This is a genomic window from Dysgonomonas sp. 520 (assembly GCF_010501095.1).
Lineage (GTDB): Bacteria > Bacteroidota > Bacteroidia > Bacteroidales > Dysgonomonadaceae > QVMP01.
The window spans coordinates 1-12567 of the sequence record NZ_QVMP01000005.1; the positions used below are offsets into that span (position 1 = coordinate 1).

General features: G+C 39.8%; 10 protein-coding genes. 5 read left to right on the plus strand and 5 right to left on the minus strand.

Translation table 11 applies throughout. The features are described 5' to 3' along the window. The coding region (locus D0T56_RS03705; RefSeq protein WP_221412330.1) for a hypothetical protein at nt 1-347 on the minus strand (347 nt) is incomplete at its 3' end. 312 nt (nt 348-659) lie between these two features. On the opposite strand from D0T56_RS03705, the gene D0T56_RS03710 reads away from it, so the two are divergent. Then, the gene (locus D0T56_RS03710; protein WP_163318789.1) at nt 660-1445 is read left to right on the plus strand and encodes an AraC family transcriptional regulator; all 786 of its coding nucleotides are present in this window, start codon (nt 660-662) and stop codon (nt 1443-1445) included. A 161-nt stretch (nt 1446-1606) separates the two neighbouring features. On the opposite strand, the gene D0T56_RS03715 is transcribed toward D0T56_RS03710, so the two are convergent. Further along, nucleotides 1607-2920, minus strand: coding sequence for a YihY/virulence factor BrkB family protein (locus D0T56_RS03715; protein ID WP_163318790.1), 1314 nt, complete (start codon nt 2918-2920; stop codon nt 1607-1609). Nucleotides 2921-4333: 1413 nt separating this feature from the next. Between D0T56_RS03715 and D0T56_RS03720 the strand changes: the two genes are divergently transcribed. From D0T56_RS03720 to D0T56_RS03730, 3 genes are all read left to right on the plus strand, one after another. Beyond that, on the plus strand, nt 4334-6421 hold the full coding sequence (locus tag D0T56_RS03720; RefSeq protein ID WP_163318791.1) for a hypothetical protein: 2088 nt from the start codon (nt 4334-4336) through the stop codon (nt 6419-6421). 107 nt (nt 6422-6528) lie between these two features. Further along, nucleotides 6529-7878: a peroxiredoxin gene (locus D0T56_RS03725; protein ID WP_163318792.1), complete on the plus strand. Its 1350-nt coding sequence runs from the start codon at nt 6529-6531 to the stop codon at nt 7876-7878. 10 nt (nt 7879-7888) lie between these two features. Beyond that, the gene (locus tag D0T56_RS03730) at nt 7889-8635 is read left to right on the plus strand and encodes a helix-turn-helix domain-containing protein (protein WP_163318793.1); all 747 of its coding nucleotides are present in this window, start codon (nt 7889-7891) and stop codon (nt 8633-8635) included. A 58-nt stretch (nt 8636-8693) separates the two neighbouring features. Here the strand turns inward: D0T56_RS03730 and D0T56_RS03735 are convergent, their stop codons facing one another. From D0T56_RS03735 to D0T56_RS03745, 3 genes are read right to left on the minus strand one after another with little or no spacing between them, the layout of a single operon-like run. Continuing rightward, nucleotides 8694-10145: a PspC domain-containing protein gene (locus tag D0T56_RS03735; RefSeq protein WP_163318794.1), complete on the minus strand. Its 1452-nt coding sequence runs from the start codon at nt 10143-10145 to the stop codon at nt 8694-8696. Between the two features lie 12 nt (nt 10146-10157). Further along, complete coding sequence (locus D0T56_RS03740) at nt 10158-10493, minus strand: PadR family transcriptional regulator (RefSeq protein ID WP_163318795.1); 336 nt, start codon at nt 10491-10493, stop codon at nt 10158-10160. Between the two features lie 12 nt (nt 10494-10505). After that, complete coding sequence (locus D0T56_RS03745) at nt 10506-11084, minus strand: PspC domain-containing protein (RefSeq protein ID WP_163318796.1); 579 nt, start codon at nt 11082-11084, stop codon at nt 10506-10508. Between the two features lie 805 nt (nt 11085-11889). Here D0T56_RS03745 and D0T56_RS03750 point away from each other — a divergent pair. After that, nucleotides 11890-12543, plus strand: a complete 654-nt coding sequence (locus tag D0T56_RS03750; RefSeq protein WP_163318797.1) for a response regulator transcription factor — start codon at nt 11890-11892, stop codon at nt 12541-12543. Nucleotides 12544-12567 lie beyond the last annotated feature (24 nt).

The window sequence follows — 12567 nt, forward strand, 5'->3', positions numbered from 1 at the left end:
TTCCGATATAAAGAATTCTGATTACCCACATTTACTTGCCATGTCGCATTTCCCGAAGCATCGGAGGTTAAGACCTTACCGCTATCTTCCGAGCCATCTTGCAAGCGAAATCCCTTGTTTATAGTTGAACTGCGGATATCCACTTTTGTTTGCGGAGCGTTTGTGCCTACTCCTACATTTCCATTGTTATCTACCACCACATCGTCCGAGATATTGGTGTTTCCGTTTGTGTTGCGCGCAGCGTCGATATGGAAAATTCCTTGGGGATTTTCCGTGTTTACACCTACTTGTGCCATTGCCGTTAATGAAAATGCGATGGCTGTCAAAAATAAAATTTTCTTCTTCATAAGATTGTTGTTTGCATTAATTATTATCTGTTTTTATTCGTGTGTTTAACATATCTGTCACTTGCACAGTGACAGAGGATTGAAGCACCAATCCGCAATACCCTTATTATCAACGATTTTCAGATTTAAGAAAAAGGCAAAAGAAGCCATTAGTTCAACGCTCGTTAAACATCAAGGAGAAGGAAGACGGCGTGTAGATGATAATTGATTGATAATCTGTTTTTTGTGTAATACGAAAATTGCAATCAGATATTTTTCTTTGAAAAACATTCGTTTAACAAACTAATATACAGCACTTAAACAACAAAAATAATGAAAACGGAAAATGACAATCCAATAGAATTCCTGCAGCTGAACGATGGTCAGTCTTGGGACTTAGAATCGGGAGAAAACAAAATAATTCTGGTGATGGAGGGGAAAATACAGGTCGGTCTGTTCACTCAAGTTTCAGCTTCCAATATGTTTTTCTATCCTTCTCAGGATAAGGTGATTATAAAGAGTGTAAGAGATTCGAAAGTAGTTTTGTTCCGTTTCTCCAATCAATTGAATTTGTGCAATGTCATTACATCTTTCGACCAGAAAGAAGACAACCCTACTACGCTGCCTGTTAAGAGCGTGATATTCAATTATATTCATACGCTTGAAAAATACATTAAAAGAGGAATCGACAGTGAATTTCTATCGGAATTGAAACTGAAAGAATTTGGTTATATCCTCAAGCATTTCTATTCGGAAGAACAGTTGCAAAACTTTTTCAAGGCTCTTCCCGGTAACGATTCGCTATTCACGGAAGAAGTATACAGCCTCAGCCTGAGTGTGCGTTCAGTTCGTCAACTGGCTGAAAGAATGAATTATAGCTATTCGGGTTTCAACAAGCGTTTCAGGCGAGTGTTCAATATGTCGGCATACAGTTGGATGAGAAACCAGAGGGCAAAGCAGGTCTATCAGGACATTTGCCAAACAAGTAAAAGCCTGAAAGAAATCAGCACGAATCATAAGTTTGCCACCTTGTCTCATTTCAACGAATTTTGCCACAAAAATCTGGGAAATTCTCCTTCCGAAATCAGAAGAAAAAACAGAACAAAACAATATATATAAAAAAAGAACCTCTGTCACTGTGCAAGTGACAGAGATCCTCATTGTCTCATTATCAGCATACAAAGATAAGAAAAATTATAAGAAAAGAAATAAATGTAGACGAAAAATAGGATTTGTTATCTCATTACTATAACACTACCTCTTATCAGTCTCTTTTCTGTTCACAGGTCGCAAACCAATATAGAATAGTTTTCTTTCATTTGTTTGCGGATATTTTCTATAATATTCCATTCTTCCTTAAACTCATCATTTTCGTTGATGTTGTAGTCTTCCGTTCCAAATTTATCTATCTTATCGAACACATAAGCCACCGTAATGATATTGATATCCAAAGCCGGAACATACGCCTGAATCCGATGGTCTTCGCTAGGGGTTTCCACAATCAAACCTGCCTGAATCAGCAGATAGATGATATCGGAAGTCAGCTGAGTCGGTATCTTATATGTCCCGGAAAGTTCATCAGCCGTGAAAGGTTTTTCCCCATTGCGGAAACGCTTTGTTATCAGAGTCATGATAGATAATATGACAAGGTCTTTATATCGTCGGCTTATGTCTTTTGTGTCCCTTTCAAAATTAAATTTTTTAACGTTCTGATAAGAAAATGACAGTTCTACCCCTATCAGGCAGATGTACCATGACAGTTGCATCCATAATAGCAAGAGGGGGAGTGCTGCAAAACTACCATAAATGGCGTTATATTTCGATATCCATATCTGTCCGCCGATGTATAATCCCTGAAAGATTTGAAAGGCAGTTCCCGCTACTATTCCGGCAAACAGTCCGCTCGAAAACTTGATGCGGGTATTGGGTATGTATATGTATAAGAACGTGAATAGCAATATGGTTATGGCAAACGGTGTGATTTTCAGTACGGGACTGACAACTATCCCGATGATGTTCAAATCCGACACGGCGTTGATGAACAAGGATAACCCGGCGTTACAGACCATAAAAACGGGGGCAATGAGTATTAATGCCACATAATCGGTAAATTGGCGATAGTAGGACCGCCCTTCCTTCACCTTCCACACTTTGTTGAAATTGTCTTCTATGTTTCCCAACAAACTCACAACGGTATACAATAGCATGATAACACCTACGCCTACAAAAACACCGCTTTTGGCATATTCGAGCGATTTGTCTACGAACGTCATGGCTTTAGTCAACACCTCACGCTGCCCTGCAAAGTAGCCGAACAATTCTCCTTGCACAATATTCTGAAATCCGAATCCTCTGGCTATGGCAAACAAAACCGCCAACAGTGGCACAATGGCTAGCAGCGTACGGTAGGTGAGTGCTGCAGCACGGTCGTTTATCTTTCCGAAGTTTATTTTGCGGTATGTCAACACAAATGCTTTCAGGATGTTATATAATATTTTCCTGAGAAATCCGATGCCATTGGTATCAACATTCCATATTTCGTATGTCAGAAAATGAATTATTCTTCTTATTAGCCATTTTATTTTATTAATCATAACATAAAATTATTTGTCGAACTGATAGAACAAAGATATTATTTCCTTTTAGTTATTAACAAAAAGGTATTTAAAATTATAACAACAAAAAAACTCGGATGTTGTATATTTTAATTATTCATGTAATTCAGTGGTTGAAATTAGGTTCTTTTTTATTCGACGTTTTTTTGCTGCCGCGTCTCTTGCAGAGACTTGCCTCCGTTCATTTTGTCTTGACACAAAACGAACCAAAAAGTCAAGGCTTAGCTTCTCTGCGACCCGTTAGAAGCTCACAGGCTAAATTGAAAAAACTCGCTTCGCTCAAACAGCTTTCAATTTTACGCCTTGTTTCGCTTAACGTGTCCCCGCCTACGAAGCAGATGCCGTTTCGCCTGACGGGTGTAAACGTGACATTTGGCTGATTGACGGGGTACCCACACAGCGCAGATAAGCGACCAGAACAAAAAGCTGTTTGAGCATAGTCGGGACATTCTGTTTTTAGCTGTTTTTTGGTACGAGTTATTTTTTGTTCCGCTTATAAGCTGTATAGTGGGTCGGCAAGAAGCCTCGGTCACAGAAAGCCTTTTTGATTCCTTTTGAGGATTTGGTCAAAAGGAATGCAAGTAATCTTTGATTACGCGCAGCATGTTGTTGAATTTAAAAGAACATTTTGTTATAATAAATCCAACTACAGATTGGCATTATTCGTTAAGAAATTTTTTCTTTTCAAAGGTGCTTTCATAACCAAAATATTTTTCCTACATTTGTAGCTTAATTGTAATAAACAGAGCGGGTTCCGTCACTTCCTAAGTGACAGAACCCTGTTTTTTTATGGTTACTTTACATCCCATTTCCTGGTAGAAACACGCTTATTTGTCGATACACATTTTTCCTGTTTTCAGCAGGGAGTTATATTTTCTATAATCTTCGCATTTATAACATTGACAATCAGAGAACTAATATCTGTTGCACAAATGTTTACGTTTTTTTTCTTCCGGAACTAATACTTTCCCGGAAAGTGTATTTTACTTAACGATTTAAATATCAGCAACATAAAAAGCACATCTTCCGATTTGGTTGTCGCCCCTCCCATTTTCCGTTTTACAAATGTTTAAAAGACATTTATCATAGAATATCAGCCTATTGTAACGCGCATGCTATCAGGTTATTAAGTCCTACCTGTTATTCCTCTGTCACTTAGGAAGTGACGGGCAGATAAACGATTGATAATTAATCGATTGTTGATTCTTGCTAATCTCTAAACCTCAGAAATAGAATAAAATATCAACACAACAAACAACAAAAGATTATGAAAAAAACTTTTTTATTCTTAATGCGAAACTTTTCATTGTCATTCTTCGCCTCATGGGATTTGTAAACCCGTGCTCCCGTAAAATTAATACAACACTTTAATAACAATAAATAAACAGAAAAATGAAAACAACAATCTTTACAAAACCCTGTCGCCATCACCTTTTGGCGATGCTAGCGGTTTTATTGTCATTGAGTGCCAACCTTAAGGCGCAGGTGACTATCGGGGACGGAACACCCCCGCAGGATTTTTCTATCCTCGAAATTGTTTCGAACGAAAAAGGAGGTCTTCGCCTGCCTCACCTGACTGCCGGTCAGAGGGATGCTTTGCAGGCTTCCACTCAGTTTCAGACCGAAATTGTGGGCAAAGGCAAGGGTCTGACTATCTACAACACAACAAGCAACTGTATCGAATATTGGAACAGTACGAAATGGATCAGCCTATGTTCGGATGGAAGCGGTAACAGTAATTCGCCCGCATTGGCTACGATTGGTTGCGACAAGGTATCGCCCGTGCCATCTGTAACAGAAGGCGTTGAGGCTAGCCTGACAGGCTTGTCGCTACCTTACACCAAGACCAGTAGTGACAATGTCGCATTGTTGGGAAATGCAGTTCTGGGAAGCCAGAGCGGCTTGAGTGTCCTGATCGACGGCAATCAAACCCTGACTGCCGCCAGCGGAAATATCGCCATCAAGGTGGTAGGAACGGCTACAACTTCGGGCATAATTTATCTTCCCATAACCGTTGGTGGTCAGACTTGTGCCATTGCCATTACATCAAGTGCCGGTTCAGGAACACCGGGAGGATTCTCATTGGATTGTGCATCTGTTTATACAAATGTAATATGGGGTACTTCCGTTAACATCGTCGGACGTAAATTGCCATATTCTGGTAAAACGGGAGGAGATATTAGCTTGACAGATGGACAAATCTTAGGTGGTCCCGTTGATGGTCTTAGTATATTGGTTGATGGTGCGCAAACCCTGTCGGCTGCAAGTGGAAATATCAATATAAAAATTACAGGAACACCTATGAATCTGGGTACAATATCTATACCTATTTCAGTAGGTGGAGCTAGTTGTGAAATAAATGTAACATCCGCCACCGACCCATCAACTATAACAAGGGGTACAGGAATATTTACTGGAAAAGCCTGTTTCGATATTGCTTTCAGCAACGATAAAGAAAATGGCTGTGCTGCGTTAACTTCACGCGAATCGCAGAAAACTAATTTCATTTTGAGGGTTCCTCAAGATCCTATTGGGAATAATGCCACACTTCGTCCATATACAGGAGTGCAGGTATATACATTCAAGCCAAGTGGAAATGTTAGCAATGTGCGTTTTGGTTATAAGCATACGAATGGAGAATCTATTGATTATATGATTCCAAAGGCAGACTATTCGGGAGCTATCATGTCGGGAGCTGAATGTAAGGTAACGGTTTATTATAAAGAGAGCCTGAATGAAGATTTGAAAGGATTAACTACTCTAAACGCATATACAGTGGAAATTTATGCAGTCTACAACGATTCTCCCGATGGGACAGGAATGGATAAATCTGTTAAACTGACTGCAAGATTGCAGGATTGTGCTTGCTGTGGAGCCCAAACTGTTGATGGAGGATGGTTGGCATTTAGGTGTCATAACTTAGGTGTAGATGAAACCCTCGATCCATTTACACATAGCGATGCTTTGTATGGAAGTTTTTATCAGTGGGGGTTGAAAAAATCAGGATATACAGTAGGTGGAGGAGCAACTAGTGTTACAGCTTGGGGTGATGGCAGTTGGGATGAAAACCAGACTAAAGGACCAAATGATCCTTGTCCTACAGGATGGAAAGTACCAAGTATTAAACAATGGGCTTCCATTTTAGGGTGTGAGACACCAAATAAGGGCGAAGTTAATAAAAGTTTCTCTGTAGCACCTGAAGATGTAATCGTTAACACTTGGAAATGGACAGGCAAAGGATATCTTGTTAATGAAACGTTATATTTACCTGCGGCAGGTCATCTCGTAGCAAATATTTCAGGAACCCTACAACTACAAGGTGAAGGATTAAGTTATTGGGGATCTGATGCCGTTTGGAATAATACGGCTTATACATCATATGCTTCTCAATTTGGAGCGGGAGAATCATCGTTAGGTGTCAGCACTGGTGGTATGGGATTTTCATCAGGCTACACCGTTCGCTGCGTGGAAGACAATTAAAATATAATTAACAATAAACACTTTACCCTGCGGTGATTGGTTTTGCCGCAGGGAACAATGTAGGGGCATAAAATTTTCACCCCTACACAAACAAATAAGGCGACTCAATGACAAACCTTATAATATTATTATATGACCAATATATGACCAAACAACAATTATACCTCCTTGCGATCCTATTTTCGTGCGCCGTTGGACTAAACGCACAAACAGTTTCGCTCGATTTTGCCAAACATGCGGATAAGGATGTTTCCCTCTGCCTGAAATTCGGCACAACCAACGATACCATCTATCAAGGCAGACTGGACGATCAGGGTAAGGCAAAAGTCACATTGCCAAAAGAATATGCCTCGTATCGAGGTATGGCAAGCCTCAAAACAGGGCAAAGTACTCTCGATTTCATCGTTGCCGAGGGCGAAAACTTGACTATCCGTTGCCATGAAGAATTTATTCACGGGGGCAATGCTGTTTTCATCAATTCTCCTGAGAATGAATTTCTACAACGTTCGTTTATGGATCAAGCCGTCCGCCAGCAGAAAATAGGCTTACTCTCTCAAATGGAGAGGGTTTATAAGACGGAAGATGCACTATTTCCTGTTCTGGAAAAGGAAAAGAAGTCGTTGGAGGCAGAGCAGCAGTCGTTTGAAAAAGAATTGAAATCAAACAAATTATACGCCTCCCGATTTCTGGAACTGCACAATTTCCTGTCCCGTGAAGTCTCGATGCTAGTTTATGGCGATAGCCTCCGAATGGCAAGGACTCGAAAATACCTCACCGACAGTCTCGATTTGAACAGCCTGTTCACTTCCGGCTTGTGGTTCAATGTGTTGAACGGTTCGCTGGCTTTGTATGACAACAAAACGTCCTATCACAAAGATTTCATCACCGACATGTCTCTTCTGCTGAAAAGGTCAGATTCCGACAGAATTTACCATACCCTTTCCGAGAACCTGTTTGCTATTTGTGAGACTATGGGTTGGAACGATCTGGAGGAACAACTCGCCTATTTCCTGATCAATGACGGACGGATAAAAGAACCCACGGGAAAGCTCCTTCAACTGATGACCTTGTTCAAGTTGAAAAAGGGAAACCAAGCACCCAAATTGTCATTCGGCGATTTTGCAGATGGTAAGGTCTTGCTTGTCTTCTACGAATCGGGTTGCGGACCTTGCGAGAATGAGATGCAGCAACTTGGCAACAATTATCCGATACTGAAAGAAAAAGGCTATGAGGTGATCTCCATCTCAGCCGATACGGACGAGCAGATATTCAGGAATACGGCGCAGACATACCCTTGGCAGGGGAAGTTTTGCGACTTCAAGGGGTTCAAAGGAGACGACTTCAGGTCTTACGGTGTGATCGGAACTCCGACTTTCTACATCATAGACAACGGCATTATACAAGGTAGGTATGCCAGACTGGCTGATACAGGAGTGTTGAGTAGTAATGAGTTATAAGTAAAAAGTAATGAGAAATAGAGAACAATCACCGGTTCGTTTCTATTCACTCAGCGAAGGGATGGAAATGAGCCTAAAACAAGAGCAAGGCAAGATATTGATTCTCAGTCAGGGACGGATTGATGTCAGTATGAAATCCGATTCTTCCGTGCGGATGAATCAGCAGAGCATGGTTTATTTCCCAGTTGGCGAGGTAATAGTCAAGCCTTTGGATGACAGTCGTATAGTAGTTATATCGTTTTCGCAAGGAGGCACGAAAGAAGGTAAGTTTACCAAGCTGATGCTGAACGATGTGATGGTGGCTTACATAGAATTGCTTGAAACCTACCGGAATCTCTATTTGAAAGACGATTACCTTATGCAACTCAAGCTCAAAGAGTTTACCTTCCTGCTGAAAAGCACCTACACAGAGAAGCAATTGCACGCCTTTTTAGGAAATCAAAGTGCAGAAAGCTCGGAATTTTATGCTCAGGTAGTGAGTCTTTCTCGTGAAATCCGCAATGCGAAGCAGTTAGCCATGCGGATGAGTTATAGTTATTCGGGTTTCAATAAACGGTTTCGCAGGGAGTTCGGAATGCCTGCTTATCAATGGTTGAAGCAGGAGAGTGCGAAGCTGATTTACCACGAGATTTGCTACACCAACAAGAGTCTGAAGCAGATATCGACGGACAACCGTTTCAGCAACTTGTCTCACTTCAACGAGTTTTGCCACAGGGAACTCGGTGCATCGCCAAGACAGATCAGAAAGAGGGTCTGAGGATAAAAAAAACAGGAAATGTTAAGACGTAGCATTTCCTGTTTTTTGTTGTCTGAAACTAAAAATTCATTCTAAACCGACGGTTTTTCCTGTCCCATGTATTTTCCAACAATGGGTCTATTATTACTTTTTTGTTTGCCGGAACCTTTATATTCAGCTTAAATAATACCCGGTCAAAATCTTTTTCCTTAGTGAATTCAACAGGATTGATGACCACGAGAGAATCACTGACAGAGTAGGGTAGTTTCGATTCTTCGGCATGTTTATAGGCTTGCGTTTCACTTCGGGCAAATGCCATTTTCGATATTTCAAGCTTATAATTTATGATAGTCGTATCTTCCACAATTTCAATATTTACAGGAGGCGTCAAAGCATAGCTGCTATGTTTTTCATTTTCGAATTTATATATATTGAAATTTTTCGAATTTACGACAATGGGCATTGCGTCGGAAAAGCGATTGTCGAGTTTAATATATAAAGTGTTCGAAGCCGTTTCTATTTCCGCCGATTCGTGCGATTTGCTGTTGTTGGCATAGTTCACCGCTACTTTTGATATGTTGACTCCGATATAAGTAGCTGCGCCAATCCATACAATGAAACTTACAATACCAACTACCAAATCTCTGACATTCATTCCTTGCAGTAGCCTGACTGCGTAATACAGGATGGCTATAACCGGGATAAAAATAACCGCTCCGAGCGATAATTTTACATCCAAAGTATCGAGGCTGAATACATCTAAAAGTTCGTTCAATGAAACAGGATAGTCGAAGTTGACAAAATAAATGAATCCTGTAATTGCAGATATGAATAGAGATAATCCGATGAGTATCATAAACACGGAAATTATTATTTTTATTACTTTCAAGATAGTTGATCCTAATGGAGTACGGTTGTCACCATAAGAGTTTACATTTTTCTCAGAGTTTTTCAAACCTTCCAGCGAAGGGTCTTTACCTACCATCGAAACTTTCTCTTTTAAGGTTCTGGCTTCGGGAGTCACAACCCACAAGATTAAATACGCCAATAACACAAACAAGGCATTGCGATGCGAGAAGAAGTTGAGCAGCAGGAATATACCGATAAATATCAAACGGATGAATACGGGATCTATCCTGAAAAAGAATCCCAGTCCACTGCAAACACCTCCAATAATTTTATGGGCAGGGTCACGGAACAATTTTTTCTTGTAGAAAGGGGTGTTGTCCGGTTTTGTTTCATTTTCAACTGTTTCCCTACTGTCTTCTTCATCACCAAATTCAGAAGGATTGCCCAATATGGAAATTATTTCCTTTATTTCGGGCAAAGTAACAATGCTTTGAGGCGAGTTTAGCTTCATCTGCAAAAGTTCGCTCATGCGGGCTTCCACATCGGCAACAATTTCCGAACCTTCCGGACGGTTCTTGTAGTATCTATTCAAGTTTGCCAAATATTCGTCAATCAACAGGTAGGCCTCTTGGTCTATGGTGAAAGCAATGCCACCGATGCTCGCTCTTAATGTTTCTTTCATAATGTGTGACCTTTATTTGTTCCTTATTTTGTCTATCACCGCAACCAGATCCGCCCAAGCCTTGTCCAGTTCTTCCAATACCATCTTGCCCTTGTCCGTTATTGAATAATACTTGCGGGGTGGTCCTTGTTGCGATTCTTCCCAACGATATGCCAACAAGCCTTGGTTCTTTTGGCGAGTGAGCAGTGGATATAAAGTTCCTTCAACAACAATCATTTCCGAGTCTTTCAGCTCGTTGATTATTTCCGAGGCATAAGCATCGCTGTCCGACAAAATGCTGAGGATGCAATACTCAAGTATTCCTTTCCTCATTTGCGCTTTTATATTATCTACATTTACTACTTCCATATCTTCTTGTTCTTAATTTTTCGTTTTATAAGAATATTTCTTTATGTTTTCGGCTGTTACGGGAATACCTCTCATTTCAAGTTTTTGGGAAATGGAAAGGGCTTTGGGCAGGGCAATCCACAAGATGAGGTAAATCCAGAATGTGGAACTGAAGCAAATGAGCCCGACAAGAAATATTATCCTGACAAGAGTGATGTCAATATCGAAGTAAACAGCTATACCGCTACATACACCTGCAATGCTTTTGTTGTCTACATCTCGGTATAGCCTTTTGGTTGAACCACCGGGCGAAAATGTAGAGTTTCTTGAATCCCATGTGTTTTGCTTTTGAGATTCTGTGTCGTTTACTTCGCCTAACATATCAATAATCTTTTTTACCATGCTCTCGTTCACCACCTGAAACGTACCTTTAATTTCTTTCTGGAAAATCTCGGCAATGCGATATTCTATATCTTCCATCACTTCTTTCACATCTTCGGGGTTCGAAATAGTTGCCTCAAACTTGCTCAAATAGGTTTTCAGCATAAAGTATGCATCGTCGTCCATCGAAAAGTTTATACCGCCAATATTGATATCAATAACTTTTTTCATATACTTTATTTTTTATAGAATTATCCAATACAATGAATTTGGTAATACAAATATATATAAATATTTTAGTACTATGTAATGCATAATACTATATTTTTACGAAGATTAATGCTTGAAAAATGGTATGCTGTTGATAGTTAATTGATTGTGTTAGGTGTCAAGATGAATATTTAACATTTTGTAACTAATGATTATAACATAGAAAGATATGACCAACACATTCCGGTGTCGGATTCACGTCATTTAAACTCTATTTGTATCATATAAATACAGATGCTGCCTTATTTAGACAGTGAAAGATAAAGTTTTTACGTAATTTTGGTTCTTGCTTTTATGGATTTCGCACCGGATTTCTCTCTCTTAGAAAAAAGCAGAGATGTAAATCATAGTTTATCGAACAGAAGCGAACACTTGTAACTAATGTCAATCAGTAGTTGGTTTTATTATAAAAAAAATGCTCTTTTAAATTCGACGCTTTTCGGGTGGAGTAAAACCCCACCCCTACACCTCTCCAAAAGAGAGGGAGGTGTCTCAAAAGTAAATTTTGGTATCTTTTTGTCATCCTGAACAGAGTGAAGGATCTGTTTTTAAGAATAGAGATTCTTCGTTACACTCAGAATGACAACGTTCGAGGAGCGAAGGCGACTCAATGATAAAGATGAGTAACACTTTGATAGTGTAATCTTACTTTTGGAATACCTCCGAATATCAAGGTGAAAAATTTTAACCCCTGCAAAATATAATTAACATCGAATTTTGACCAACTATTTCAACTACTGATTCGCATAACTAATAAAGAAAGGTAATGAAAGATTTAATTTTAGCCGACAATCAGGATATTTCACGGATAGGATTGAAAACCCTGGCCGTTACTTTCGATGCCATATCTTCTATACATGTGGCAAGGAACAAAAAGGAAATAGTAAAATATCTGATGAATAATTCTGAGTCGATAATCATTTTGGATTATGTGCTGTTCGATTTTGCATCTGCTAACGAGTTGCTCATCATGCAGCAAAGGTTTCCACAATCTCGATGGATAATTTTCTCGGAAGAACTGAGCAATTCATTCATCAAAACCCTTGTGTTCAGTAACAGTTCATTCTGCATTATCCTGAAATCGTGCAGTACGAAAGAAATAAAAATGGCATTCACCGCAGCTTTGCAAAACGACAGATATTTGTGCAATCAGATAACTGATATGCTTGTCAATTCGAAAGATTCGCTCGAAGAGTTTCTCCGTGCCGAGCCGCTTACTTCTACCGAAAAAGATATATTAAGAAGTATGGCTCAAGGGAAAACAACCAAAGAGATAGCTTACGAGCGCAATTCGAGCTTTCATACGGTTACCACACACCGGAAAAATATTTTCCGCAAACTGAATGTCAACAACCTTCATGAAGCAACCAAGTATGCCATACGTGCCGGATTGATAGATGCGGCTGACTATTACATCTAAAAGTCGCAGGTCTTTTTATTATCA